This is a genomic window from Abyssisolibacter sp. ZYX002 (genome assembly GCF_056892235.1).
This window is the reverse complement of record NZ_JARMXH010000003.1, coordinates 379,859-406,852: the sequence shown is the minus strand read 5'-3', so window position 1 is coordinate 406,852 and position 26,994 is coordinate 379,859. Positions and strand designations below refer to the sequence as shown.

Sequence of the window (26,994 nt, the reverse complement as noted above, 5' to 3'; positions counted from 1 at the left end):
TTGTAGTAGAAGAAGAATTAACTATTTTCGTTATAGATTAATCAAACAATTGTATAGATGGATCTCCGAATACTGTCCATGTATTAAATGTTAATATATCATAATTCGAACCATTTTGTAGCATTTTACTAGTACCTGTATAGCAGATAGCACCAAATGTTTTTGCTGTTTTATTTACAATTATATCATTTATTGCATCTTGTCCTGTCATTGGTGGAACCCAAGGTTGATTAACTGTTGACATAAGAGTTGCAATAGCACCTATTGGATTACCGCTTGCATCTTTTGAACGAAGCCATACTTCTGCAAAACAAGTTTGGTTGAAGAATTGACCATTTACGCATGCTACACTGATGATAAACGGTAACTTTTCTACATTCTTTAAGTTCTTAATATCATCATTATTAAATTCTGTTGTTCCAAACGATTCAGGGCTTCCATGTCCACAGTAATTGATAATACCTCTTCCTGTATTTAAACTATCTGTAACCTGCTGTGCCGTTGCTCCAGGATCATATATTTGATCAATTTCTGTGTACCCTGCACCCAGTAGCTTACCACGAATGATATCCATATGTTGTTTATCATATTCACCGTTATGACCTGGTCCTTCATCAGAAGCAATACCGGTTCCTTTTTTGTACCAAGACATATTGTTATAGCCATTTTGTTCGAAATCTAAGGTACGTTTTACTTGCGTCTCTACATCAGCTATACTTTCTGCTGAAAAACGTCCTACAAAGATATCTGGATAATCGTCATTACCTGAGACTTTTGTATATTCAGGATCGGATACACCATCACTATACTTAGGTGAAGAAATATGCTCGTAATCGCCTACCAATAGAACATAAACTAAATCGTTATGTTTGTTATAATAATTCTGAATATAAGTTTTTATTTCTGATGCTTGATTGCTTGGCGAAACTTGAGAGATATTTACCATCTCAGTGCTGATTCCTTTTTTATTCTTCCAAGCCACAAAAGATGTCATTGCATTACTATATGCGTCGTTAGTAATAACTAACATTTTTGGACTAGAAGCACTATGGCTTTTAATAGGAGCTTCTTTGTAATTTAAAAACATATAATCATACATGCCTTCAAATGCTGGAGTTATTTGAGTGCTTGCCATAGAAGCTGTACTTGAATTGACAATCTCTACTGTAACAGAACGATATACTCTTAATGTCTGAGTTGATCCTTGGTAACGAAATGCATTAACAATAACATTAGCGCCACGTAAGTCTCTCATGATAAAAGGTTTGCTTATAGATGCTATTCCATTTGGATACCAATCTGAGCTTTCATAAGTATCACTAAACGTATATGGAACTGTTGAAGGATCTATATCTCTTGTAATATTCCCTTTAGATGGTACGATAGGTGTTAAGTCAAAATCTTCATACTCTGTATCAATAATTTTCAACTCTGCATCCCCATCCATTGGGATAATAATACTACTATTCAAACGAGGAAGCTCTGGGTAACCTTTTTCTTCTAATAATCTGGTATCATCACAAATTATTTTGTTATAGATTTCATTATCAATCATTACGGATTCAGTGGTAAAATTCTTAATGTTAAACTTAATAACCGTACGCTGGCTATTTGATTCTTTCACTATTGCTTCAATATCACTCTGATTACTTGTGTTTGTCTCTGGAATCATTGCATAAGATATGGAGCTATTAATAATAAATAACAATTGAGCAACTACAAATATTAATGCACACATGATAGCTAAATTCTTTTTCCTTAAACTATAGAACATTTTAATTCTCCTTTTTAAATTATTTAATTTCGAGACAAATTTGTTATTTCTTCCTCCTTTCTTCAATACTATCGTGCATAATTGGGTAGATTGATTGGTTGATTTTTGATAATAATTTTCAGTCTCGAAAACATTTAATCTCTTCTAGTATTTCAATTAGTATTACAATTACTTCATCTAATTTCATCAAAGCATTCGATAAATTTTTTTGTTTGCTCTATTGTCCCTGTACTAACTCTTATCCAATTATTCCAATTCCATAAATGTCCAGGCCTTATAATTACACCTTTTTTCATAAGTTCCTCGAAAATGTCTTGAGAGCTTCTCTTTACATTTACAAATATAAAATTTGAATTTGAATTTATATATTCGAATCCTTTACTCTCAAAATATTCTTTCATTAATGCCATTGACTTATAGTTTAATTCAACTGTCTTATTTATATGTTCTTTATCTCCTAAGGCTCCTATAGCAGCTACTTGTGCAAGTTTATTAACATTAAATACTCCCTTTACTTTTCCCATCTCTTTTACTATCTCCTTAGAAGATAAAGCATAACCAATTCTTACTCCTGCTATACCCGCTACCTTAGAGAAAGTTCTCAATATGATAGTGTTAGGTCTATCTTTCAAAATATTCAAGCTCTCAGGGTATTCAGGATTTACTTTTGCATAATCATAATATGCTTCATCAAATATCACTATTATATTATTAGGTATCTTTTTTATAAATCTATCTATATCTTCTCTACTAGTAATATTGCCAGTAGGATTATTCGGATTACATATATATATCAACTTTGTTTTTTCTGTAATACTATTTATCATGTTATCAATATCATGAGCATACTTTTTCAAAGGAATTTTAACTGGTACTCCTCCCATATGATGAACACTAGAGCCATATAATCCAAATGTTGTCTTTGCCATAATCGCTTCGTCTCCATCATTTATAAACGTCTGTGCAACAATACTTAATATCTGTTCTCCTCCATTGCCAACAATAACATTTTCATACTCTAATCCACAATTCTCAGCAATAGTTGTCCTAAGTTTAATTGCTGCTGCATCTGGATATATATGAATATTTTCAACCTCATTTTTAATAGCATCTATAGCCATTGGAGAAGGTCCTAATGGATTCTCATTTGATGCAAGTTTCTCTATCTCTTCTATTCCATATTCTTTCTTCACTTCTTCTATTGGTTTCCCTGGAATATAAGGATTCATAGTAGCAAGTTGTTCCCTATATAAACTCTTCATGTAACACCCTCCATTTAATTAAATTTGTACACATTTTCATCTTTTGATATGCTTTTTTTAGTTCAACTAAATCAACAGCCTAATTTTCTGTTAATAATTTTACACTAAAAACCTCCTCACTGTTTAAGTTATACTATTCTTTATAGCAATAAACATGCCATCCATTTTTATCCTATTTTTCAAACCCTTAACTATTGTAGCGTTTATAAAAGGGTTGAAAGGTATTAGTTGTACATACCTTTTAACCCTTTAAATCAATACATCTATATTTTTAATATTCCTATGGATTGTAAGAATATCATTAAAATAATGAAAGGTATTAAATATTTGATAAAGAAGTACCATATATTAATCAAGCTAAAACTATGTATCCTATCACCTGTTACTTGATTATAAACATCTTCTTTTCTCCATAAATGCCCTACCAAAATAGCTCCGAAAAAACCTACTAAAGGGAATGAAATATTGGAAACAAAAAAGTCATACATATCAAACAAGTTCTTTCCACCAATCTTGACATTACTCCAAGCTCCAAAACTCATTAGTGGTGGAATACCAAGCACAAATACAAACAAAGTAGTAAGCCATGTTGCCTTTGCTCTACTTGTCTTAGTTTTTTCAACAGTAAAAGCTGCTGCTACTTCCAACATACCTATAGAAGATGTAAGTGCTGCTACAACTAATAACCCAAAAAATACTATAGCGAATAATGTCCCCATAGGCATGTTACTAAATACCTGTGGTAATGTTACAAAAGCCAAACCAGAACCTGAACCAACTTCCATATTAAAAGCAAACACAGCAGGAATTATAACAAAACCAGCCAACAATGCAACTCCAGTATCTGCAAGTGTAACAGCCATGGCAGTTCTAGGTATATTTTCTTCTTTACTTAAATAGCTAGCATATGTAACCATACATCCAGATCCGATACTAAGAGAGAAAAAAGCTTGCCCTAATGCACTAGCTACTATTGAGCCATCAATCTTAGAAAAGTCAGGTTTTAAATACCATATAATCCCTTCCATAGCACCTGGTAAGGTTATTGATCTTATAGCTAATACGATTAACATTACAAATAATAACGGCATTAATACATTACAATACTTTTCTATACCTTTTGATATACCCTTTGATACTACAATAGCTGTAAGTAATAGAAAAACAATCTGATAGATAACCATCTGAAATGGATTGCTTAAAAAAGTTTCAAACATAGCACCTAGTTTATCTGGAGCTAATCCAATTAACTTCCCTGATACAGCTTGTATAACATAATATATAGTCCAACCCCCTATAATTGCATAAAATGAAAATAAAACTATCGCTGCAATCATTGCTAAATAGCCTACAGCTTTAAATTTTTTACATAGTTTCCCATAGCTCTCTATAGCATTGGCTCTTCCATTTCTACCAATAGCAAATTCAGCTATTACGAGGCTTGCACCTATAACAATAATGCATACCAAGTATAAAAAAACAAATGCTCCTCCTCCATTGTTTCCTGTTACATAAGGAAATCTCCATAAATTGCCTAAACCTACTGCTGAGCCTGCTGCTGCTAGTATAAAACCAAGCTTGGAATTAAACTGATCTCTCTTTTTATCTGTTATACTTTTCATCAATACTCCTCCTAGATTTAGTATTATATTTTATTTGCACCAAGAGATATATAAAATTCTCACCTCCAGTATGTTATCTTTAGCACAAATGAAAATCTAAATATTATGTAATTCATAACTTTTCAAAAGTTAATAGTCTGATAATTCAGAATTATCTGTAATTAACTGCAAGAAGTATTCCAATGATATTCAGCTTCTTATACTTAATTCACTAAATCAAAGCTAATAATATATATTTTTTATATATAAACAAAGGGTTAAAAGGTATTATTATTTTATACCCTTTAACCCTTACCTAAATACTGAATTACCCTATTTCCATATTCAGTAATAACTGTGCCACTTCTACCTTTGTATATCTCTACAAGCAAGTGCTTTTCAAGGTTTAATAATATCTTTCTAATCTCTTGCTCACTAATATATAGTCCTGATTCTCTAGCCCTTTGATAAAGACTACGTCTTCCCATACGCTTATTATTTCTAAAACCTAGTTCTAACTCTTCAAGAATAAAAATATATTTATCGTAATGTTTACCAACAATCTCTATAAATCTATCAACTAAGTCTACTTCCTCTTTATCTAGTAGTTTTTCATTAGCTTGTTCACGTAAATCCATTGGTAAATCTCCAATATCTATTATGCTCAAACCTAAATTCACAAAGTATTCAACATAGTTACTTAGTTCTCTAACATTACCCTTCCAGCTATGTTCTAATAGAACTTTTTCAGCCCGCTTTGTTAACGTAAAATCACTATTAAAACTACGTTTTATCTGAACCATCAGTGGTATAATATCACTAACACGTGTTCTTAAAGGAGGAGTTTTTAATGGCAATACATTTAATCTATAATATAAGTCTTGTCTAAATTTGCCCTCATTAACCATTACTTTAAGATTTCTATTAGTAGCTGCTATCAATCTTAAGTTAATATTTATTAACCTATCACCACCTAATCTCATAACCTCTCTTTCTTGAAGAACTCTTAATAGTCTCATTTGTAACTTCATAGGCATTTCTCCAACCTCATCTAAAAATAAAGTTCCTCTATGAGCTAGTTCAAAAAGACCTGGTTTCCCACCTTTCTTAGCTCCAGTAAACGCCCCTTCTTCATAACCAAAAAGTTCACTTTCTAATAAATTCTCAGGTAAGGCTCCACAATTTACTGCCACAAATTGATATTCTCTTCTACTAGAATTATTATGTATAGCTTGTGCAAATAATTCTTTACCAGTCCCACTTTCACCAGTTATTAGTATCGAAGAAATTGATTTTGACATACGCTTAGCTATTTCTTTACATCTTTTAATAGCATTACTTTCACCTATAATATCATCAAATGTATACTTTGCTTTATGCCCTTTACTCATTACTTTTGCTCTAAGCTTATGTTGTTTACGCTCTGACTCGCTGAAATTTCTTATAACTGCCACAGCACCATACAATTTACCTGAATGAGTTATAGGATCAACTGAGACGATAACATCATTATCATCTATTTTTATAAGTTTATCTTTTAATGCAAATTTATTATTAAGAATTTCTTTAAAAGGTATCTGTGGATATGATTCAATACCATTTATGTTTATTAGGTTCTTTTTTACTCCTAATATCCTCTTAGCATTATCATTATAAGAAAATATTAATCCGTTATTATTTATAGCTAATACTCCTTCATCTATTACTTGGAGTATTATTTCTAACTGACTCTCAAATTTATTCATCTTTCCTAGTATTCCAGACAAACCAAAAGCAGATGTAATTATTTCTTTATAACTCTTTTTAATATTTTGCCTAGTCAACACTTCTTCTAATTTTAGTTTTATTGCTATATCCATTATAGTGCTTATATCCAATATACAATTGCCTATGTTAACTATTTCAATTGGTATTTCTAATTGTGAAGATTGTCCCATTATTATAATAAAATCGCCAACACATTTATTATAGTTATCCTTAGTAACTGGTATAATATTAAGATGTGTAATACCAATTTGATATAGCACCCTTATCATTCCTTTTGCCATATCCATGCTCTCATCTAGTAATAAAACATTACTCCCTTTACTAATCTCATTTAATTTATACATTCCTCTACGAGATATAGTTCTATTAGCAAAAATAATCTGACTATTACTATCAATATAATCCTTAACTACTTCCAATTCTTCATAGGATGTTATTAATACAATGTCATCGGTTACCTTTGAACTAAGTCCATTTTTATCTATATAATATTTTACAATACTTAAACTATCAGCGTATAGCGATTCAATCTGTTCACTAAATACTTCAATAGCTTTGGTATTATGACTGACTATAGCTACAGTCTTTCCCATAGATTAGCACCTACCATTAATTTTCTCTTTTTACGTATGATTATATTTATTCTATATATTTGTATCAACACCTTTTTCTAAATTTAAATAGTATTTGACAGTATCAAGATTTCTACTTCTATTATAATAAATTCATAACCTCTTGAGTAACGATGGTTTACTCTAGCCTGAGAAGGAAATCCAGAAAATTTCATCTTTTAGGGATTAGATCATATGTTTTTTGTTCTTTTACATATCTATTATTTTCTTATGCCCAAGCAATATAATATTATTGCTTGTTGAACATACAGTAAATTTTTCTTAAACTCATACCCAACAAAATAAACAGAATCTATTACATCCTTGCTTACTTCCTCGCCTCTATAAAATGGTGGACATGGATTTAATATTGCATTAGGCTTACATTTTTTCATTCTCTCTAAAGTTATTTGATATTTATCAGTATAACCTCGATTTCGCAGTTCTTTTGGTAGTGGGTCTGTTAATATTACATCACTCATTTTTAGTACGTCCTCTAGCTCAGTGTGAAAACTATAGTTTTTATTATCTTCTATTATACGATTCCCTATTAACCCAACATGATTTATCTTAAAATTCATAACTTCAGCAGCAATCCTCCAAGAATTTGATATGTTAGCGTTTTCTCCTACGAATGTATATACTAAAGATTCATAGTCTTCTCGTATTTTACTAATAGAATATGTATCTGATAATATCTCGCACGGATGATTATATGATGTCATTGCATTAATTACAGGTATTGCTGAGTTTGAAGCTAGTTTACATACCTTGTCATAATCCGAATATCTCACTATTACACCATCAGCCCAATTTTCTATGTATTTTATAACATCTATTAATTCTTCTTTCTTATCAAGTGTTGTTGGTGGAAAAAGTACACATTCTCCTCCTAAGTCTTTAATACCTTTCTCAAATGATAACCTTGTTCTAACACTTGACTCAGGAAAAAATAATACAAAAGTTTTACCTAATAACAGCTTTTCATTGTTGTTTTTAAGATAGTCTGCAATACTGAAAATTTCATGAATATTTTTAATATTTAGACTATCAATACTTAAAAAATTCATAATCAATCCTCCTAACTTATCTAACCTAAAATTATGCAATTCATCTAACTAATATAGACCAAATTCTTTTTTCTTATTATATCATATTTAAGTCAATGTTTAACAAATATTTAATCGTCAAAAAAAACTTGACGCAGAATCGCGAAGAATGTAAAATATATTTAACGTCAAAATATATTTGGCGAATAATTTAACTTACAGGAGGAAAGACATGAAAGAAATATTTAAGTTTAAAAGTTTTATGAAATTGTATATTGCCAATAATGTATCTCGTTTTGGTGACTCAATTGATATGATAGCTTATGGTTTTATGGTATATCAATTAACTGGATCAAAGCTCTTATTGGCTACAATATATGTCTTTAATATGCTTCCAAATCTATTGTTTTCTTCTTTTATGGGTACAATGGTTGGATTCTTTTCAAAGAAAAAATTAATTATTATTGGAGATTTTCTTAGAAGTGCTATTGTTTTGTTAACTGCTTACTTATACTACGCAAAATTATTAGAAACATGGCATTTATTTGTTCTAACTTTTTTAACTTCTACTATTGAGAGTTTTGTTTCACCTAGCAAATATGTTACTATTACTAAACTTATTGATGAAAAACATTATTTAACGGTTAATTCCACACTACAATCAATAACTAAATTTAGTGAATTAATTGGACTTGCTCTAGCTGGAACTATCATTGGAGCAATTGGAGTATCTGGCGCTATGATTGTAAATGCTATTACATTTATTACATCTGGCTTTATTATAACAACTATTGTATTCCCTGTTGAAAGCCACCAAGAGCTTACATCTAATAATTATATTAAATCTTATAAGGAAGGCTTTCAATTTCTTTTTAATCACAAAACGTTTTTAGTAGTAATCATTAGTTTTGCCCTTTTAAATTTTTTAGTTACACCTATAAATGCACTTGCTCCTGCTTATGTAGATGAAATCTTAAATATGGGAGCTCAAGGTTTGAGTTACTTTTCACTTTCTTTTGTTATTGGTAATATAATTGGAGGTTTTATTGTTGGTAAAATAGGAAGTAAATTTGCTATATCAAAACTTACATTCGTTGGTTTATTTGTTTCAGGCATATTTTATTCTACACTTAGTTTACCAGCGTTTACTACTTATTTTCCTCCAATATACTTTGCATGTTTATCTATGCTTTTAATGGGTATATTTTTGCCTTTTTGTTGGGGTGCTATGTCTACATTTATAATGACTAACGTCCCTAAGGAAATGCATGCTCGCTTTATATCTATAAATAATATGATTGGTATGAGTGCAACTCCTTTAGGTGCTTTTGTATCTGGAATTGTAGTAACATATATAGGATTAAAATATCTATTATTACTATTTGGAATAATATTTGTGCTTTTGGCATTTATCCCTTATACAGCTTTGGCAAAATTTGAAAATAATAACTTACCAATAGTTGATAGTCATATAGCTGGTTAATTTTTTTAATTTTATAGTTAACGTTAGTATCTTTGTTGTATAATAGATATAGGTGATTAAAATGAAAAAAATACTATATTTACGGAATAACAAGGACATGAGAATGATAACTGATCCTTATAGATTAAAAATCCTTCAGATTATTATGAAAAATGAAAAGATATCTCTTACTGTACAAGAGATTGCTAATAAGCTGGGTGATCCCCATGGAAAAGTATATTATCATGTGAAAAAGCTTGCTGATTACGGAGCTTTAGAAATTCATAAAACGGAAAACATAAATGGTATTACAGCTAAATATTATAAACTTACATTTGATGATATAGACTTTGGCAAGGATCCAGAGAATAAGTCCAATTACGATTTTAAAGTTAATCAAGCAATGAAAATGGTAGCTCAATTTTACAATGATAGTAGAGATGATTACTTAAAATCAATCAAACGGTATGCTGAAAATAATAAAGATAAAGAAGATGAAAAAGCTAAGGATGATTGTTTTATTTATTTATCTAATGTATATCTTAATGATGAAATTTTTCCTAAATTTAAAGCCGATGTAATTGAATTGATAAAAAAATATTCTACAAAAGGAAATAACGATGTATCTCATGATAAAAAAGGGGTATTTTTAGCTGTCTATCCTGAATTTGATGATTGATAGAATACTTGATTTGCATATAGTCTTTATTATTATAATTTTAGAGGGGATGTTGACCATCCCCTTTCAGACTGTAGACAAAAGCCCAGTTTCTGCGTTGTTATTAAAATTTCCGTTGCTCACTTACCTCTAACTCAATTTTAAAACGCCTTGAAATTGAACTCTTACTACAGTCTGCTATTTAGATGACTTTGTCATCAACCTAAAAGGGATGTTAACCATCCCCTTTATCTATATATTTTATTTGATGTTTTTAACCCATGAAACTATATCATCTATTACGACAGTTTGAACTTTATTTGGAGCGTTATAGTCTTCCACTGTACGAAGACCTGAGCTTTCCATAAATAAATGATTCAGATTGTTGTATAACTTAAATATGACATTTTTCCTATTACCACATACTTCTTTCCAAAGCTCAAAATCTTTGTCTGAGTAAATTTGAAAGTCTTTGCTGCCTTGCATTATCAGCATTGGTATGTTTATTTTATCTATGAAATTCTTTCCACCAGCTTTATTCAAGCTGTACCAATATGATGCAGGTATACCTAGATAAGTTTTTCCATCGTCTTTGTCTAACTTAAGTATTTTATCTACATCTGCTTTAACTTTTTCCATTTGTAAGTCCATTTTTTTCTTATCATCATCAGACAGTTTAGGTCTAACAGATTTTTGTATTTCAAGATTTTGATCAAGGGAAATTTCTGCTAAATTACGTAATGTTCCTGCCATTACTACTATCCCTTTTACCTCTTTGTTGTCTGATGATACTTTAGGTGCTAACATTCCTCCTAAACTATGTCCTAATACTATTATTCTATTATTATCTATACGAGTATCTTCTTTTAGCTGAGATATTGCACTATTTACATCATCCAATACTTCATGCTCTATTGTTTGATTTTTTTTTGCTAAATCCGGTCTTACTCTATATCGTTTGTCATAGCGCAACGAAGCTATCCCTTTTTTTGCTAAACCATGAGCTATATCCTTAAATGGAGTATTACCTGTTGTTCCTATTGTTTCATTCATATCTTGAGGACCTGACCCAGCAATCATTAATACAACTGGTGGCTTTTCTACACCTGTTGGCAGTGTAAGCATGCCTGATAATTCATACTTCCCGACTTTAAAAGTTACTTCTTTATAATCTTTATCTTCTTGTGGAATTGCAAAATAATTAGTCCATAACCCAACTATTTGCCCTCTATCATCAACTGTAAATGTGTTTAATAGTCCATTTTTCTCATATTGACTAACTACCTTTACTATAAAATGCCCTTCTTTTTTTTCTATTGTAGTTTGATAATGCTTAACATAGCTTCCTATAGAAGCAACTGTTTTCTTCCATCCTTGTTCTAATTGATCTATAGATATTTTCTTAGCTGTATCTTCTGTGAATTTATTGTAAATTTCATCAAAATCACCTTTTGTCATGCTTATTACTAATCTCTCTGCTTCTGCTTTTATATCTTTTTCACTAATATTCTTAGTTATATCTTTGTTCTTACATCCTACTAGACATATTAATAATGTAACTATAATTGTTATTTTACATAATGTTTTCATTTATATCCCTCCTATATTTTATAATAATGTTCCAATCAAACTACATCCTATTATGAATGTTAATAATCCACATATCATTAATATTGCAAGTGGTTTTGCAAAGTTAATTGTATAACCAACTCCAAATCGTTTTTCTACAAATAACGAAGCATCGTTTTTGTTGTAATAGAACTTACCTGAAATCCAATGTTTATCATCATCTCTGTTTATAACAGCACTGTTTACTCCTTTTTTATGTCCACCGCTATGCCCAACTTTTATACTTAAAAACAACGTAAGTGCTATAAGAAATATTGTCACTATACCTCCTATTATAAAGCCTGTTTTAACCTGTATTAGATTAAACAATCCAAGTTCTACTAACGAAAATTGACCTATTAAAAGCAATCCAAATATCACAGTAAAATATGACCAAGCCTTTTTATGTAACTTTGCATGTTTTTTACTTATTTCTATGTTATCTGGATCTATATACGGCGGTGTATGCTTTATAGTCATATATATTATTAAACATGTCACTAATATAGCTATCTGTATAATTATCGGAAAAAGCACAGCAATTATACTTTTGTCTATATACTTTGTAATATGTCCTGACATGTTAACTTTTATAGGAAGCTTACTTGGTGCATCTTCATATAGAAGAATTGCACTTATTCCTGTTGCTACTATCATAGCTATATGAATTAAAAAACACCAAACCGAACATACGAGTTTTGAAGATATAAACTCTATATCTACTACTCTTATATTTCTTGCTTCTTTTGCCCAGTTCTTTGTTTTTTTGTACCCCTTTACTTTTTTATTAACTATGGAGTATATCACAAATATACTAACTAAATAAAGCATCGCTGATATATTGTATATGGAAAGCTTATTCTTTACTAAGAAGTTAAGCAATACTGCACCTAGTGTTATTATTATTGCTGATAACATACTAAGCTTTATATATAACTTCTTAAATCCAACAATTTCTTTTGTCTTTTTCTGATCAGTTGGTATTGTAACACCAAAAACTACATCTTTGCGCCCTATTAAAGGTGTCATAATCAAGGTAATTGCAACAATTATATATATAGTCCAATCCATAACTGTGTCAATAGTATTCATAACAAACCTCCTTATAAATTGTGTTATATTTGATTGTAGATTTTACCAATAATACTGTTTATCTCATCTGCTGTTAGTCCTCTACATTTTGCTTCTGTCACTATACTTTCTAGTTTTTCTTCCAGTATATTTAGATAAGCTTCATCAGCTCTATACTGATTTTTATCATTAATAACAACACCTTTTCTTTTTATTACAGAAACAAAACCATCTTGCTTCAATATATTGTATGCTTTATTAACTGTATGCATATTAACACTAAGACTAGAAGCTAGTGCTCTTGAAGAAGGTAGCTGCTTTCCTTTAGTCAACTCCCCTTTTAATATTCCTTTAATGATTGCGTCTCTTATCTGTTCATAAATAGGTTTATCTATAGACATATCTATCTGTATTAACATATTTACTCCTTTCGTCAATGTTTTATTCTATTTGTTATATATTATATAGAACAGATAGAGCAATGTCAAGAAAAAAAAGATGTCAAATCAACATCCTTTTAAATTTATAAAAAATCATCTTATTAAAATTGAGTAGCTTAGCTTATCTAGAAATAAGAACAATAAGTTTTAACAACAACTACGTATTTTTTTACAGTATTTTTAATTAATCTAAGTATTTTTCTAGTCCAATTAGTGCAAATGTCTTATCGCTATACTCCTTATCTCCTGATATTGTAAACACTTTGTCAAACCCTGCTCTGGTCCAAAATCTAAGCCCTTTCCAGTTCTTAAGATAAACTCCTATACCTATTTTTCTATAATCTGTTTTATTTGATTCTTTAATAACTAATTCTATCACTTCTCTGGCATAACCATTGTTTTGATATTTTTTATCTATTAAAAACATACCAATCCAAATAGTATCTTCTGCTGGATAGCCATAGTATAAATCAAAAAAACCTATAAGTTCATTACCTTTTTTAAGATATATGGATTTCAATCTGTAATTATCTTTGCTAGCAGTTTGTATTGGTGGCAAATCTCCATTTTTAAGACATTTCTCTATATAATCATCTTCAAACTCTTCTCCCTCTAGCTTAATCTTATCATCCCATGACATACAAATATTTTGTAGCCTTTCACACTCTATTGTAGACGAGTTTTTGATAACTAATCTATTAGACTCCATTCTTTCTTTTATTTTCATAACCTTCTCTCCTCTCCCATCATATATCAATTATTTTATCATATTGTTTGTATTTTTTCAAACAACAATATGTTTTGTTTGTTTTTTTGACTTGCGAATAGACAAAATAAAATCACCAGTAAAACTGATGATTTTGGTTCTATTTTAATTTTATCTTTCTTTTTTTGATAATATTTGTAATTTTGTCGTTTTGATACTTAGCTTCTAACCAAATTCTTTCTTTTGCTTTATCTTTTTTAATAAATATATCTAGTTTTATCTCCTTATTTCTTATTCCATCGTCAAAGAAAATACCAATAGTCTCTATGTCCTTAGGTTCATATCCCACTTCTTTCACAGCTTCAATTGCATATCTTCTTGGCTTACTTAGCCTTGATAGTTCATAATTATATGTATCTATTACTATAAATACAACTATAATTGAAATTATCCCATACATGATTACCTTGTATTTATTTACTTTTGACTTGAATATTTGTGAAATCACCGCTCCTTGTACCCCTACAATAAGTAAGTCTCTGTCTACTAACAAATACCTTTTAGCTATTATATAAAGTCCATATGTAGTGAAAGTTATTATTATCATCCCTACCCAATTATACTTTTTATCGACTATGTATTTACTATATAAAAATATAATAGCTGCTATCAGTGATATACTTCCCATCACAATAATGAATTGTGAAAAGACATCGGTTCTCATATAGATATACTTTGATATATACGCTACACTAATTAAAAATTGTACCATACTAAAAATGTTATACCTTAAACCTTTTTCTTTTATTACTTTGCACTTTACTATGTCTAATATTAATACTAGTCCTAATAAAATAAACAATTCTATAAAGTTCATTTAAACACCGCCTATAGATAATTAATATTTCTTAATTTTAATTATTTTATTTTTATAATATTCAACATCAAAAAGTAATCTCCTAAGGGAGTCTACTTCCTCTCCAAAGATTCTTACAACTATTGGTTCAAATCTAGTTTTTGAATAACCTTTTATTTCATGTTCTTTAGCAATTTCATATCCTCTATTCTCCAGTTCTTTAATTGCATACCTTTCTGGCTTATTGTAGTTTCTCCCAAACGCTATAATAGCACATACTATAATGGCAGTGATAATATTAATAGTAATAATTTTATCATCTTTTAAATCTCTATTTTCCCACGTATCTAGCACTAAACTACCTATAAAAGAGTAATATAATGCTTTAAGTATATTATTAAGTGAATATCTTTGTAATACTAAATAAGACAATAAAATAATCATCATTAAAATAGGTGCAATAAAACAGTTATCATTATACTTCTTAGAATTTTTCAAATAAAGATAAACCCAACTACTTATTAATAAAAATAAAGTCAATGATATAAAAAACTCTGACCAATTATCAGTGCTAATATAGATAATATATGCTAACATAGGTATTCCTATAGCCGTCTTTAATCTCTCTATAATCTTAATTTCCTTATCTTTTTTTATTAATAATTCCTTGATTAATTCTAAAATAACTATAAATACAATACCTACAATTAATAATGTTAGATAATTCAAATAATTCCACCTTTCTAATAAACTCTATCCTTTATTATAGCATATAATATACTTAAAACATTTTAGTTTTTTTCATTTACTCTTGACACACACAATGTATTAGTGTACTATTTATATAACACACTAATACATCGTGTAGAAAGAAGGTGAGTAATGAAATTTGACAACAGCAAACCTATATACAAGCAAATTATAGATGACATAAAAAAGGATATAGTTTTAGGCAAAAGAAATGTAGGTGACAAGTTGCCATCCACTAGAGAACTAGCTGTTCTCTATACTGTTAATCCTAATACAGCTCAGAGAGTTTATAAGGAAATAGAGCTAGAAGGTATTGCTTTTACTAAAAGAGGTAAAGGCACATATATTAATGAATCTAAAGATATAGTTAATGAACTCAAAAATCAAATGGCAAACGATGTAATTCATAATTTTATATGTGGCATGAATGAGTTAGGCTATAGCTATGATGAAATGCTAAAAATTATCAAAACTAGAAAATTAAAAGAAGGTGGAAATAATGCAAATATTAAAAATAGATAATCTTTCAAAGGGGTTCTTTTCTAAGAAAGCACTAAGTAATGTTTCAATTGATTTATCACAAGGAAAAATCTATGGCTTACTAGGCCCAAATGGAAGTGGTAAAACAACACTTATGCGCATTGTAACTGGTTTACTTAAAGCTACATCTGGTAGTGTACTAGTAAATGGATGTGAATTAGGAGTAGAAACTAAAAGAATAATATCTTTTATGCCTACTGAAAATTATTTGTATCCTATGATGAAGATTAAAAATGTAAGACAATACTTCCGTGATATGTATAATGATTTTGATACTAACAAATTCGATAGTTTAATTAAGTTCATGGGTTTAAGTGATGATCTTAAGGTTTCTTCTCTATCTACTGGTATGTCAGGAAGATTAAAGTTAGCACTATGTCTTTCTAGGGATGCTAAGCTATATTTATTTGATGAACCGTTAAGTGGTATTGATTTTATATCTAGAGAAAAGATTATTGAAACAATAATAAGTGAAATGACTCCCGAAAAAACAATGGTTATATCTAGTCATTTGGTTGATGAAATGGAAAAATTGCTTGATACTGCTATATTATTAAAAGAAGGACATATAGCTGGCACTCATAATTTAGAAGAACTTAGAATTAAGTATAACAAATCCATTCAAGATTTATATAAGGAGGTATTCTCATAATGTTTAATTTATTAAAATACGAAGTTTATAAGAAATATAAAACTCTACTTGCATCTCTAACTATAATCGCTATTATAGAATTAATATGCATATATTACCTTTACGATTCTTTTAATAAAGCTGGTTCAGCTATCATTATTTACACGCTTCTCGGTATCGCAGGAATGGTATTTTTGTTAGTTGAAAACATAAATACATATAAGTCTGATTTGTTCAAGAAATCTGGATATATGCTCTTTTTGACTCCTAACAATGGATATAAAATACTAGGTAGTAAAGTAATCTTTTCTCTAGTTGAAAATATTGTTGGATTTTTAATATACTTTTCGCTAGGTTTAATGAACTATAAAATACTTTTAAGTAATTATACCGAGCACGAAGTCCTTAGATTCTTCAGTACTATACAACAAAACTTATCACATTATGACATAAGTATACTAAATGTGTTTTATGTATGTCTTATCATTGTTTTTGCATGGTTTAATTTTACTCTTAGTATATATCTAGCTATGACTATTTATAAAAGTGTGTTATCTAATGTAAAACGTGGTGGACTAATAAGTTTTGGATTATTTCTAGTTATAAACTTCTTTATACAAAAGTTTTATGATTTGTTTTTTAGTGAAGTATTTAATATAGATTTTACTACTAAAAGTATGCTATTCCCTAGTTTATTTACTCTTGGAATTGTAAGTGTAGCATTGTTCTTTAGTACTTCTTACTTGCTTGATAAGAAAGTTAATCTGTAGCTTAAAATAACCCTCTAGAGTGATTATTCTCCTGAGGGTTATTTCTTTATTCAAGTTCCACAAATTTTCTAATAATCTTTTTTTCAAGTTTTTTATAAAATACATACGTAAGTATCAATATAACTACGAAGTCTACTAAAAATATGGTATTAGTATTTATAGATGATTTAATCATGAAAACTGTTAACGCCCCTATTGCTAAAAGTAATGCTGCATTTACAACTAAAGATATCATTACGTTCATATTTTGTTTTACTGCTCTCTGTGGGTTAGTCCAATTTAGTAGAGGTCTTCCTATATCTACAAACATTCCAACTATTATCATGAGCTCTGATCCAATTATACCTAATAACATACCAATGTATACTGTCATGTTAATCTCCATAGATATATTAAGCCCTACTATCATTAATACTAATAATAAAAACTGAGGAATCAAAGCACTTAAACTTCTTCCTATTATTTGATCTTTTGCACTTGTAGGAATTATCCTAGACGTCCAAAAATACTTTCCTTCTCTTGAAAATGTAGTTGATGCTACTGGTGTAATTGCACACATCGCCATGATAATACCTGCCACCGAGAAATTTATATATCCTGTTGGTATCGACGATATTAATTGATTAAAATTACCTATGTTAATTCCAGTAATTATTGGTATCATGAATATAATGGGTAATATAATAACTACTGAATAACAGTTAAATAAATATATTGGTGTCTTTAATATTGTAATTACATCTATTTTACACACTGCAAAATATGGTGGTTTTGCTTTGATAATTTCTTTATTGAATTGTGTTTTTGAAAGTTGTTTTTTCTTAGATACAACTTCGTTTCCGCCTATGATACCACCTAAGTAAACTTTGTCTCCTACTATTAGGAATACTACGAAGATAAGTACATTCATTAGGGCAAATAACGCAAAATTGATAAGACTCTCTATAGTAACTGTACTAGAAAGTGCATTACCTAGCCATTTGGCTAATATATTAGTTTTCCCTAATAAATTTACTAAAGTTTCATTATTCTCAAGCAGTTGTTTTACAAAATTTCCTCCTTGCCCCATTGCCATTGCATATTTTTGTATATATATTTGCAATCCTATCGCAACAAAAGTCATCAAAAACAAGAATATACCTCTTATCAAATTTTTCTTATTTCCTAAATTGATTATTCTAGATGAAAGTATAATTATTATAGTACTTAAGGCCAATGGAAAAACAGGTATTATTAGTAATGCTAATGCCATAATAAAATAATATGATCCAACTGCATTTGTATTTATTCCATTGATTATAAATGCAGGTGCTAAAGTTAAAAAAACTATTATATACTCATAAATTAATAGTAAGTTGAATTTCGACCATATTATATTTCTAGGCTTTATTGGTAGTGATAAGAACATCTCGGTTTCTCTTGAGAAAAAATAATATGCCATTACATATGGTATACTAAATATAAATATAATAAAACTTTCGATGCTATATATAAGCGCATTAAATATATTAATCTGATTTATAGCAATAAATTGTAGATTGATAACATTTAAAAACTTCAAGTAATATCTATACGTAAAAATAATAAATATCATTATAACAGCAGTTATCAAAAGCTTTCTTAACTGCTCTCTGTTCATTTTCTTTAGATTTAAGCTTCCAAATCCAAACATATTAATTAAACCTAACTTAGTTAATGATATTATCTCTCTCATTTTTCAGTCAACTCCAAGAATATTTTTTCTAATGATTTTTCACCTTCTAACGCTCTTAGTTCTTGCATTGTTCCTTCGGCTATTATTTGTCCTTTGCTGATTATTGCTATCCTATCACATAGTTTTTCAGCAACTTCTAATACATGTGTTGAAAAAAATACCGATTTGCCTCTATCGCACATTTCTCTCATGATTTGTTTTAAGTTGAAGGCTGCTTTAGGATCTAACCCAACCATTGGTTCATCCAATATAAATAAATCTGGCTCATGAATCAGAGCGCCTATCAATGCAATTTTTTGTTTCATCCCATGTGAATAACTGCCTATCACATCATTGACTGCATCTTTCATCTCAAATATTTCTAGATACCTACTTATTCTCTCTTTTCTATCTTTACTATTTACCTTATAAACATCAGCCATAAATTTTAGGTATGTAATGCCTTTTAGCTTATCAAATAACTCTGGTTTATCTGGAATATAGCTTATTTGTTGTTTGGCATTTATTATGTCTGTTTGATTGTCTATATTATTAACTAGTATTTTTCCATTAGTTGGTTTTAGAAGTCCAACTATCATTTTTATAGTTGTTGTCTTACCAGCACCATTCGGCCCTAAGAATCCAAATATTTCTCCTTTTTTAACTGAAAAGCTTATATCATCCACTGCTTTTACACTGCCTTTTGCATATGTCTTCGTAAGACTGTTTACTTTTAGCATATCTTCCTCCTTTTTCAATTTGTATTTTTATTATGCTTTTAATTATATACAATAATGCCTAATGTATGCAATATATATTTACTACTTATTCATTCTATTATTTATATTTCAAGCTTTTAAGAAGATTTTCACTTTATTTTTCTTGTTTATTACTATTTTTTCTATATATTCATCAATCAAAAACTTCATATCATTTTCTCCTATATGTTCGTAATCTAGCTCTTTCATTGCTAATTTAGTAATATTATCTATTCGTAGTTCATTATTAAATGGTGTCATTTTATTGTTCTTATTTATTTCTTCTCTAATCAATTTTTCTAAATTGATAATATCATTATTTTTTTTATTATATACTTTTTTATCTAATTGCCCATCTATATACAGTTCTAATAATCTATTTTTATTATCAAGTAGTTTATTTAGTAGTTTATTTTGTTTTTCAAGCTTTGAAATATTACAGTCTTCATCTAAACTGTCTCTTAACACTTTTTCTATATTACTTACAAATACTTTTTTAGCTTGTTTATTATAGATATTTTTAAGTTTTCTAATAAACTGCTTTTTCAATAGTTCCTCCTTAATATATGTACCATTCATACATGCTTTTTTCCCATTACTATGATTATTACTACATTTATAAACAACCATTTCTCGATCTTTATTTCTCATAGTCTTCTTTCTATATCTCTTTTTACAACTAGCACAATACACTACTCCTGAAAACAAAGATTTGCTCTTACCAATTCCTTTTTTTATATAGTTTTCTTTATTGTTATTAATCTTTTTTTGTACGCTCTCCCATATTTCTTTATTTATTATTGGAATATGATTTTCTTTGATTGTTATATATTTCATTTCTCCGTTATTCTTCTTTCTAACATGTGTTAAGTAATCCTGTGTATAATATTTTTTTTGCTTTAATTCTCCTTTATATTTTTCATTTTGTAAGATTCTTCTTATTGACGAATGGTTTAATTTACCTCCCATCTTACCTCTATTGATTCCTATATCTGCTAACTTCTTGACTATATTATGAAGTGAACAATCATCAAGTAAATACCAATCGTAAATCTTCTTTACTATTTCTGCTTCTTTCTCATTTACTATGAGTTTTTTGTCTACTAAATCATATCCAAGTATTCTATTGGCTCCAAATACTACTCCATTTTTCATGGCTTGTTCTTGACCTACTTTAACTCTTTCTGATATCTTCCTTGATTCTTCTTGAGCTAACGTCGCCATCAATGATAATCGTAACTCTCCATCATTATCACCTGTATTAATATTATCTATTTTGAAATACACATCAACATTGTACTTCTTGAGTTCTCTTGTAAATCTCAATGTATCTACTGTATTTCTAGCAAACCTTGATACTTCTTTTGTCAATATGATATCGAACTTCCCTAGTAAAGCATCGTGTATCATATCATTAAAACCTTTTCTATTTTTTATTGATGTTCCACTTAGTCCTTCATCTATATATAATCCACAAAATTTCAGTTCTTTATTTTTATCTATATATTCTAACCACATCTTTTTTTGATTTTCTAGTGAACTTCTCTGATCTTCATGGTCGCTACTAACTCTACAATAAGCAACTGCCCTTTTTTTCATTATCACCCTCCTGATTATATATTCGCTTTAGCTTTCCTATGATTATACTGTACTCATTTTTACTAATCATATTGCTTTTTACAAGTTTTGTCATGAAAACTTTACTGCTTTTATATAGCCAGAGGTTGTCTTTATCTGATTTCAAATTAAATCCCTCCTTATATAAAAGCTTATGTATGAAGGGATTTGTCCTATTAATAAACAGTTTTATTGTATAAAAAAACTGACATCTGGTATGATACTTTTACAGTGTCAGATTTCTATTTTATATATCTGTTGTCTCTATGTCTTCTATTACTGCTTTATAGGCTAAAGCAATTCCTAGTACTGCAAGAATTATTGGTATAATCCTTATACTTGCTAATGAAAAACCATTACTATTTGAATTTAGTATTGAAGTTACTATTATTGACGTTACCATAGTAGCTGATACGGTTTTCTTTCGCATACCAATGTACAATGGTATTAATGCTATAAATGATGTAGTCGTTGCACTAAATAATGTATCATACAACACCTCTTTTATCATAGTTAAACTCATGTGTTCCTGTGTTATTGGATATATTTTTTCTAAAATGTATAAGTCAAGTACTATTATACTTATTCCTATTAATATAGCTAAAAATGTTAATGATGTAACTAATATTAATTTTGCTATCATTAACTTTTTCCTTGATACTGGATATTGAAACAATACACTGATTGTATTATCTGTGTATTCTCCTATTATTATATCACCGATTAACACTCCTGCAAAAATAACAAATATCCCATTAACTATAGATTCAGCTAAATTCATTATTCTACTATACGATGTAAATGTAAAATCTTTATTATACTGAGCCACTAATAGTGTTAATATGAGAATAGCAACGATTACTTTTGTAATAATGAGAATACCTTTTATATATTTACCTATTTCAACTTTTCTAAGTTCTAGCTTTATTAGTCTCATCATTTCACTTCACCTCCATTTGTTATGCTTAGGAAGTAATCCTCTAATGAGCTAGTGCCTTTTATCATAGTTTGTATGAGAATATTATTTAGTATTAAAGCCTTGGATATCTCTTTTAACGATATATTTTGATCATATATTCTAATTTTGTTTTGATCTATTATTTTAAAGTTAGACAGTTTTAATTTATCATCAAGTATCATAGATGCCTTTCTAACATTATCTACTTGTAAATCAACATACTCTGTAGTTTCTCTCTTAATATCGTTCATTTGAATCTCTTGTATCAGACGGCCTTTTGATATTATCCCAATAGTATCTGCTATCTGCTCTACCTCAGTTAATATATGACTAGAAACAAGTATGCTCATACCATATTGTTTTGATAGCATTGTTAGTAAATCTCTAACATCTTTTATTCCCTCAGGGTCTAATCCATTAATTGGCTCATCTAATAATAATAACTCTGGTTTTGTTATAATAGCTCTTGCTATACCCAACCTTTGTTTCATACCTAGTGAATAATTTTTTACTGGTTTATTTTCAATGCCTCTTAAATTAACTATCTTTAGAACTTCATCTATAGCTTTTTTATCATAAAACCCCATGTAATCACAATGGATCTTTAAATTTTCTTTGCCTGTTAAATTAGTGTAAAACACTGGATATTCTATAATAGCTCCAATTCTTTTAAATACTTCATATGAATTTTTTAATAGCTTCTCATTAAATATCTCTATCTCCCCATTAGTAGGCTTTATAAGATTAGTTATTAACTTTAGCAATGTTGTTTTTCCTGCACCGTTAGGCCCTAAAAAACCATATATTTCGCCTTTTTTAACACTCATATTTACATTAGATACAACTTCTATACCATTGTATATCTTTGTTAGATTATAGGTCTTTATAACATACGTCATACGCGCTCCCCTTTCATTTTTGTTAATATATTAGTATTATATGGGGTAAAGTTTTCTTTCTTCTTAAGCATTTATTACTTTTTTCTTAAGATTATTAATAATTTAGTCTATTTAACCTTATTGTAAACACTGTTTTTTCATATGGTTTACTATTTAGCTTTATTTGTCCTTTAAGATTCTCTACTAATTTTTTTGTTATAGTTAACCCTAAACCACTACCTTGATATTTTTTGTTTCTTGAATCTTCTAAAGTATATAATCTTTCAAACACTCTATCAGCATATATTTCATTTATTCCTTTTCCTTTATCCCAAACTTTTATATATACAAATTCCTTATCAGCGCTTACCTCTAGACCTATGATTTTCCCTTCATATCCGTAAGTTATAGCATTTGAAATAAGATTGTTTAGAATTCTATTCATTGCATCTTCATTTCCTAAAACATACACATCTTCATTAGGTATATTAATGTTCATATCTAGATTTTTATCTGTAAGGATTCCATAATAAGAAAGTATGCTTTTCCTACATATTTCACTTATATTAATTTTACTAAGAGTAATATCAATATCTCGTGATTCTATCTTAGATAATCTGAAAAAATCGTTTAATAAATCCACCAATTCTTCACTTTTTTCCTCTATTTTGCTAAGCAACATAGTCCTCTCTTGGTGTGTTAGTGAATTATCTGTATTTAATACCTCTATATATCCAAGTATTACTGTTAATGGTGTTTTTATATCATGTGAAATATTAGAAAGCATTCTTTTCATTTCTTCCTTTGTATTTGCATAATCTGCTGTAGCCTTATTGATACTGAATAAAACCTTATTTATTTCTACTAGTAGATTTTTAATATACATATCATCAGTTGTAAGCAATATTTTTTGATTACTTTTTTCTTCAGAGATTTTTTGTAAGACATCGTATATATATTTAACATTTTTGTTTTTAGTTTTTATCTTCTTATATTGAAAATATATGTATATAATCTGTATTATTACAACTATTATTAATAACATTTTTATCATACTAAAATTCACCTAACTTATATCCTATTCCCCAAATAGTCTTGATATATTTAGGGTCTGATGCATTATCTTCAATTTTTTCTCTTAATCTTCTTATATGAACATTTATCACATTAACATCGTTATAATATTCTTCCTCCCAGACAAATGAATATATTTGTGATTTAGTAAATACTCTTTTTGGATTTTTCATAAATATCTTTAATATTTCAAATTCTTTTGAAGTAAGGTTTATTGTTTTGTTGTTTTTCTTTACACTGTAATTATCTAAATCTACCTCTAAATTTCCTTTTTTTATAATATTGTTGTCATTTATTTCTTTTACATTGGAATATCTATTCGCTCTTCTTATAAGAGCTTTTACTCTCGCTGTTAATTCAATCATTGAAAATGGCTTAGTTATATAATCATCTGCCCCAAAGCCCAGTCCTATAGCTTTATCAACATCGCTATCTTTAGCGGACATTATAAGTATAGGAAGAAGGTTAATACTACGTATTATCTTCATAAGCTCTATACCATCTAACTTAGGCATCATTATATCTAGCAAGACTAAGTCAAATTTACCTTCTCTAAATTTGCTTATGCCTTCCTGACCATCAAATGCACATATAACATCAAACCCATCTTTTTTTAAATGTTCACTTATCATCTCACTGATACTCATATCATCTTCAACCAACAAAATTTTATTTGTCATCATTGTTCCCCTTCTATTACATACTTTTTAGATTAAATCGTCTCTTTCTTATTTATTCATTATATCACTTATTATCTCCTTTATAAAAAAACAAAGATACTCTTCTTATATAGCTGAAAAGTATCTTTAAATCATACGAGTTTGATTAATTTTGACAATAACAAATGTTTTGCTGTTTTTATTTATTTAAAGCCATCTCTTGTTTATTTATCCCTTCAAAAGCCCTAAATTCTTTATTTTCATCTCTACACAAAAATTGGATAACGTGTCTACCAGATGCACTTGATCTTACTAAACCACCAAGGGAAACCCAATGACCTGCCATGTAAAAATTGCTAAGCCCAGGTAATTTCATATGGTGCTTCTCAACCAAAGGTATAACATTTTCTTCTGTATCAGCAAATGGAATCCATGCCATAACTGAACCTTTATAGTTTGCAGTGTATCGAACAGCTGTAACTGGTGTTGAAACATCAACATATTCAACCTGTTCTTTAAGTCCTGGATATTTTTTATCCATAAATTCAATAATATATTTTCCAACCTTTTCTTTTTCTTTGTTATAAGCATCTCTATCTGTATCGTATAATTCCTTCCAACAATCATAATCAGAATAATAAAAGAACTGCATTACAGATTTACCTTCTGGTGCAAATTCTGGTGCATGGTGACAGTAATGTCTAGCTGTAAAACCTCTTTGATTACCGCTTCCAGTAAGTGGAGAGGTATCTTCTAGAAAATAAGTCGTACTATCTGGTTCATCACTTAGATCTCTATTTATTCCTAAAAATACTAATACAAATCCCTTATACGTCTTATACTTTTTATTTTCTAATCCTTCATATAGCTGTTTTATATCATCACTTATATATTTACCATCGAGCATATCAAATATTGTTGTTCTTCCATCTGCTGCAGATATTATAATATCTGCGAAGTGCTTAGTCCCATCTTCTAACATTATGCCTATTGCCTTATCATTTTCTACAAGTATTTTTTTAACTCGCTGTTCGTACATCATTTTTCCGCCTAGCTCTAAATATCTTTTTTCTATTGATTTTGCTAGCTCCAAAGATCCTCCTTCTGGATATCCAGCATTTTTTTCATACATAGCTGTTAAATTACACATATTAGGTAGTAACGGGAAGTCTGGCATTTGCTGTTGTAGTATATATTCAAAAGCTTTTCTCAATAATGGATGTTTAAATCGTTTTGCAAAATCTTTTATTTCAATACTTGTACTTTTCTGGAGTATTTCACCAAATGGCCTTAAAAATTCGTTCTTTATTTTTTGCTCGTCTTCTTGATTTACTAGCGGTATCGGTTTTAGCATAGGGAAGTTAACACCCATAAAAGCACTCATTCCATCACAAAATTCTTTAATCAAACTTTCATCCTCTGGAGATATTTCTAGTAGATGTTTTTCTAACTTATTTGGATCTATATAAAAATTAACAGTTTGTCCATCAGTATCTACTACACGATTGAATATATCTCTAAAGTAACGTATTTTTTTATCCTTTAGTGCTCCTAGTTCACTCCATATTTGATTCATGTCATTGCCTGGTTTTGTTCCAAGTAACCAATCTATACACTGATCAAATATGAATTCTTTTCTCTTCCATGCAGTACAACACCCGCCTGGTATAAAATGTAGTTCAAATATTTTAGACTCATAGTTGTTCATTTGAGCATAGCAACCTGTTGATAAGCCTGATATCCCTCCGCCAATTATAATTATAGACTTTTTTTCTTTACTCATATTTTTCCTCCTTTTTCT

Annotated in this window: 25 protein-coding genes; 5 read left to right on the top strand and 20 right to left on the bottom strand. The window is 29.0% G+C overall.

Annotated elements, in window-relative coordinates:
• Positions 1 to 37 precede the first annotated feature (37 nt).
• The 5 genes from P3X86_RS11940 to P3X86_RS11920 all read right to left on the bottom strand — a co-directional run bounded on the left by P3X86_RS11940 (position 38) and on the right by P3X86_RS11920 (position 8,085).
• The gene (locus tag P3X86_RS11940) at positions 38 to 1,774 is read right to left on the bottom strand and encodes a C25 family cysteine peptidase (RefSeq protein ID WP_483292922.1); all 1,737 of its coding nucleotides are present in this window, start codon (positions 1,772 to 1,774) and stop codon (positions 38 to 40) included.
• A gap of 173 nt (positions 1,775 to 1,947) precedes the next feature.
• The gene (gene hisC / locus P3X86_RS11935; protein WP_483292921.1) at positions 1,948 to 3,036 is read right to left on the bottom strand and encodes a histidinol-phosphate transaminase; all 1,089 of its coding nucleotides are present in this window, start codon (positions 3,034 to 3,036) and stop codon (positions 1,948 to 1,950) included.
• A gap of 263 nt (positions 3,037 to 3,299) precedes the next feature.
• Positions 3,300 to 4,658 (bottom strand): sodium-dependent transporter, encoded by a 1,359-nt coding sequence (locus P3X86_RS11930; protein ID WP_483292920.1) that lies wholly within the window; start codon positions 4,656 to 4,658, stop codon positions 3,300 to 3,302.
• Between the two features lie 284 nt (positions 4,659 to 4,942).
• Positions 4,943 to 6,997 carry a sigma-54 interaction domain-containing protein gene (locus P3X86_RS11925; protein WP_483292919.1) on the bottom strand — a complete coding sequence of 685 codons (2,055 nt, stop codon included), beginning with the start codon at positions 6,995 to 6,997 and terminating at the stop codon, positions 4,943 to 4,945.
• 239 nt (positions 6,998 to 7,236) lie between these two features.
• Positions 7,237 to 8,085 carry an ornithine carbamoyltransferase gene (locus P3X86_RS11920; protein WP_483292918.1) on the bottom strand — a complete coding sequence of 283 codons (849 nt, stop codon included), beginning with the start codon at positions 8,083 to 8,085 and terminating at the stop codon, positions 7,237 to 7,239.
• A gap of 211 nt (positions 8,086 to 8,296) precedes the next feature.
• Here P3X86_RS11920 and P3X86_RS11915 point away from each other — a divergent pair, with 211 nt between their 5' ends.
• Together P3X86_RS11915 and P3X86_RS11910 are read left to right on the top strand one after the other, a co-directional pair.
• Positions 8,297 to 9,547 carry an MFS transporter gene (locus tag P3X86_RS11915; RefSeq protein WP_483292917.1) on the top strand — a complete coding sequence of 417 codons (1,251 nt, stop codon included), beginning with the start codon at positions 8,297 to 8,299 and terminating at the stop codon, positions 9,545 to 9,547.
• Positions 9,548 to 9,608: 61 nt separating this feature from the next.
• Positions 9,609 to 10,205 carry a helix-turn-helix domain-containing protein gene (locus P3X86_RS11910; protein ID WP_483292916.1) on the top strand — a complete coding sequence of 199 codons (597 nt, stop codon included), beginning with the start codon at positions 9,609 to 9,611 and terminating at the stop codon, positions 10,203 to 10,205.
• Positions 10,206 to 10,445: 240 nt separating this feature from the next.
• Here the strand turns inward: P3X86_RS11910 and P3X86_RS11905 are convergent, their stop codons facing one another.
• The 6 genes from P3X86_RS11905 to P3X86_RS11880 all read right to left on the bottom strand — a co-directional run bounded on the left by P3X86_RS11905 (position 10,446) and on the right by P3X86_RS11880 (position 15,594).
• Positions 10,446 to 11,774, bottom strand: a complete 1,329-nt coding sequence (locus P3X86_RS11905; RefSeq protein WP_483292915.1) for an alpha/beta hydrolase — start codon at positions 11,772 to 11,774, stop codon at positions 10,446 to 10,448.
• Positions 11,775 to 11,792: 18 nt separating this feature from the next.
• On the bottom strand, positions 11,793 to 12,884 hold the full coding sequence (locus tag P3X86_RS11900) for a DUF5808 domain-containing protein (RefSeq protein ID WP_483292914.1): 1,092 nt from the start codon (positions 12,882 to 12,884) through the stop codon (positions 11,793 to 11,795).
• Between the two features lie 23 nt (positions 12,885 to 12,907).
• Positions 12,908 to 13,282 carry a GntR family transcriptional regulator gene (locus tag P3X86_RS11895; RefSeq protein ID WP_483292913.1) on the bottom strand — a complete coding sequence of 125 codons (375 nt, stop codon included), beginning with the start codon at positions 13,280 to 13,282 and terminating at the stop codon, positions 12,908 to 12,910.
• Positions 13,283 to 13,487: 205 nt separating this feature from the next.
• On the bottom strand, positions 13,488 to 14,030 hold the full coding sequence (locus tag P3X86_RS11890; RefSeq protein ID WP_483292912.1) for a GNAT family N-acetyltransferase: 543 nt from the start codon (positions 14,028 to 14,030) through the stop codon (positions 13,488 to 13,490).
• 139 nt (positions 14,031 to 14,169) lie between these two features.
• Positions 14,170 to 14,886, bottom strand: coding sequence for a hypothetical protein (locus tag P3X86_RS11885; protein WP_483292911.1), 717 nt, complete (start codon positions 14,884 to 14,886; stop codon positions 14,170 to 14,172).
• 21 nt (positions 14,887 to 14,907) lie between these two features.
• Entirely contained in the window at positions 14,908 to 15,594 is a 687-nt protein-coding gene (locus tag P3X86_RS11880) for a hypothetical protein (RefSeq protein WP_483292910.1), read from the bottom strand.
• A gap of 153 nt (positions 15,595 to 15,747) precedes the next feature.
• Here P3X86_RS11880 and P3X86_RS11875 point away from each other — a divergent pair, with 153 nt between their 5' ends.
• The 3 genes from P3X86_RS11875 to P3X86_RS11865 are packed head-to-tail and all read left to right on the top strand — an operon-like array spanning position 15,748 to position 17,556.
• Positions 15,748 to 16,137, top strand: coding sequence for a GntR family transcriptional regulator (locus P3X86_RS11875; protein WP_483292909.1), 390 nt, complete (start codon positions 15,748 to 15,750; stop codon positions 16,135 to 16,137).
• Positions 16,115 to 16,807 carry an ABC transporter ATP-binding protein gene (locus P3X86_RS11870; RefSeq protein ID WP_483292908.1) on the top strand — a complete coding sequence of 231 codons (693 nt, stop codon included), beginning with the start codon at positions 16,115 to 16,117 and terminating at the stop codon, positions 16,805 to 16,807. The genes P3X86_RS11875 and P3X86_RS11870 overlap by 23 nt, the downstream gene beginning before the upstream one ends.
• A complete protein-coding gene (locus P3X86_RS11865; protein WP_483292907.1) occupies positions 16,807 to 17,556 on the top strand; it encodes a hypothetical protein in 750 nt (249 codons plus the stop codon). Before P3X86_RS11870 ends, P3X86_RS11865 begins: the two co-directional genes overlap by 1 nt.
• A gap of 46 nt (positions 17,557 to 17,602) precedes the next feature.
• On the opposite strand, the gene P3X86_RS11860 is transcribed toward P3X86_RS11865, so the two are convergent.
• The 9 genes from P3X86_RS11860 to P3X86_RS11820 all read right to left on the bottom strand — a co-directional run bounded on the left by P3X86_RS11860 (position 17,603) and on the right by P3X86_RS11820 (position 26,976).
• Positions 17,603 to 19,270, bottom strand: coding sequence for a putative ABC transporter permease subunit (locus tag P3X86_RS11860; protein ID WP_483292906.1), 1,668 nt, complete (start codon positions 19,268 to 19,270; stop codon positions 17,603 to 17,605).
• Entirely contained in the window at positions 19,267 to 19,989 is a 723-nt protein-coding gene (locus P3X86_RS11855; protein ID WP_483292905.1) for an ABC transporter ATP-binding protein, read from the bottom strand. The genes P3X86_RS11860 and P3X86_RS11855 overlap by 4 nt, the downstream gene beginning before the upstream one ends.
• 108 nt (positions 19,990 to 20,097) lie before the next feature.
• Positions 20,098 to 21,606, bottom strand: a complete 1,509-nt coding sequence (locus P3X86_RS11850) for a recombinase family protein (RefSeq protein ID WP_483292904.1) — start codon at positions 21,604 to 21,606, stop codon at positions 20,098 to 20,100.
• Positions 21,578 to 21,751, bottom strand: a complete 174-nt coding sequence (locus P3X86_RS11845) for a hypothetical protein (protein WP_483292903.1) — start codon at positions 21,749 to 21,751, stop codon at positions 21,578 to 21,580. The genes P3X86_RS11850 and P3X86_RS11845 overlap by 29 nt, the downstream gene beginning before the upstream one ends.
• A 120-nt stretch (positions 21,752 to 21,871) precedes the next feature.
• Positions 21,872 to 22,564, bottom strand: a complete 693-nt coding sequence (locus tag P3X86_RS11840) for an ABC transporter permease (RefSeq protein ID WP_483292902.1) — start codon at positions 22,562 to 22,564, stop codon at positions 21,872 to 21,874.
• Positions 22,561 to 23,481 (bottom strand): ABC transporter ATP-binding protein, encoded by a 921-nt coding sequence (locus P3X86_RS11835; protein ID WP_483292901.1) that lies wholly within the window; start codon positions 23,479 to 23,481, stop codon positions 22,561 to 22,563. Before P3X86_RS11835 ends, P3X86_RS11840 begins: the two co-directional genes overlap by 4 nt.
• 94 nt (positions 23,482 to 23,575) lie before the next feature.
• Positions 23,576 to 24,514, bottom strand: coding sequence for a sensor histidine kinase (locus tag P3X86_RS11830; RefSeq protein ID WP_483292900.1), 939 nt, complete (start codon positions 24,512 to 24,514; stop codon positions 23,576 to 23,578).
• Position 24,515: 1 nt separating this feature from the next.
• Positions 24,516 to 25,214, bottom strand: a complete 699-nt coding sequence (locus P3X86_RS11825; RefSeq protein WP_483292899.1) for a response regulator transcription factor — start codon at positions 25,212 to 25,214, stop codon at positions 24,516 to 24,518.
• Positions 25,215 to 25,392: 178 nt separating this feature from the next.
• Positions 25,393 to 26,976, bottom strand: a complete 1,584-nt coding sequence (locus tag P3X86_RS11820) for a phytoene desaturase family protein (RefSeq protein WP_483292898.1) — start codon at positions 26,974 to 26,976, stop codon at positions 25,393 to 25,395.
• Positions 26,977 to 26,994 lie beyond the last annotated feature (18 nt).

Excerpts from the sequence above, each read along its gene's own strand:
- P3X86_RS11940 (WP_483292922.1), bottom strand. The coding sequence starts at position 1,774 with ATGTTCTATAGTTTAAGGAAAAAGAATTTAGCTATCATGTGTGCATTA.
- hisC (WP_483292921.1), bottom strand. The coding sequence starts at position 3,036 with ATGAAGAGTTTATATAGGGAACAACTTGCTACTATGAATCCTTATATT.
- P3X86_RS11930 (WP_483292920.1), bottom strand. The coding sequence starts at position 4,658 with ATGAAAAGTATAACAGATAAAAAGAGAGATCAGTTTAATTCCAAGCTT.
- P3X86_RS11925 (WP_483292919.1), bottom strand. The coding sequence starts at position 6,997 with ATGGGAAAGACTGTAGCTATAGTCAGTCATAATACCAAAGCTATTGAA.
- P3X86_RS11920 (WP_483292918.1), bottom strand. The coding sequence starts at position 8,085 with ATGAATTTTTTAAGTATTGATAGTCTAAATATTAAAAATATTCATGAA.
- P3X86_RS11915 (WP_483292917.1), top strand. The coding sequence starts at position 8,297 with ATGAAAGAAATATTTAAGTTTAAAAGTTTTATGAAATTGTATATTGCC.
- P3X86_RS11910 (WP_483292916.1), top strand. The coding sequence starts at position 9,609 with ATGAAAAAAATACTATATTTACGGAATAACAAGGACATGAGAATGATA.
- P3X86_RS11905 (WP_483292915.1), bottom strand. The coding sequence starts at position 11,774 with ATGAAAACATTATGTAAAATAACAATTATAGTTACATTATTAATATGT.
- P3X86_RS11900 (WP_483292914.1), bottom strand. The coding sequence starts at position 12,884 with ATGAATACTATTGACACAGTTATGGATTGGACTATATATATAATTGTT.
- P3X86_RS11895 (WP_483292913.1), bottom strand. The coding sequence starts at position 13,282 with ATGTTAATACAGATAGATATGTCTATAGATAAACCTATTTATGAACAG.
- P3X86_RS11890 (WP_483292912.1), bottom strand. The coding sequence starts at position 14,030 with ATGAAAATAAAAGAAAGAATGGAGTCTAATAGATTAGTTATCAAAAAC.
- P3X86_RS11885 (WP_483292911.1), bottom strand. The coding sequence starts at position 14,886 with ATGAACTTTATAGAATTGTTTATTTTATTAGGACTAGTATTAATATTA.
- P3X86_RS11875 (WP_483292909.1), top strand. The coding sequence starts at position 15,748 with ATGAAATTTGACAACAGCAAACCTATATACAAGCAAATTATAGATGAC.
- P3X86_RS11870 (WP_483292908.1), top strand. The coding sequence starts at position 16,115 with ATGCAAATATTAAAAATAGATAATCTTTCAAAGGGGTTCTTTTCTAAG.
- P3X86_RS11865 (WP_483292907.1), top strand. The coding sequence starts at position 16,807 with ATGTTTAATTTATTAAAATACGAAGTTTATAAGAAATATAAAACTCTA.
- P3X86_RS11860 (WP_483292906.1), bottom strand. The coding sequence starts at position 19,270 with ATGAGAGAGATAATATCATTAACTAAGTTAGGTTTAATTAATATGTTT.
- P3X86_RS11855 (WP_483292905.1), bottom strand. The coding sequence starts at position 19,989 with ATGCTAAAAGTAAACAGTCTTACGAAGACATATGCAAAAGGCAGTGTA.
- P3X86_RS11850 (WP_483292904.1), bottom strand. The coding sequence starts at position 21,606 with ATGAAAAAAAGGGCAGTTGCTTATTGTAGAGTTAGTAGCGACCATGAA.
- P3X86_RS11840 (WP_483292902.1), bottom strand. The coding sequence starts at position 22,564 with ATGATGAGACTAATAAAGCTAGAACTTAGAAAAGTTGAAATAGGTAAA.
- P3X86_RS11835 (WP_483292901.1), bottom strand. The coding sequence starts at position 23,481 with ATGACGTATGTTATAAAGACCTATAATCTAACAAAGATATACAATGGT.
- P3X86_RS11830 (WP_483292900.1), bottom strand. The coding sequence starts at position 24,514 with ATGATAAAAATGTTATTAATAATAGTTGTAATAATACAGATTATATAC.
- P3X86_RS11825 (WP_483292899.1), bottom strand. The coding sequence starts at position 25,214 with ATGACAAATAAAATTTTGTTGGTTGAAGATGATATGAGTATCAGTGAG.
- P3X86_RS11820 (WP_483292898.1), bottom strand. The coding sequence starts at position 26,976 with ATGAGTAAAGAAAAAAAGTCTATAATTATAATTGGCGGAGGGATATCA.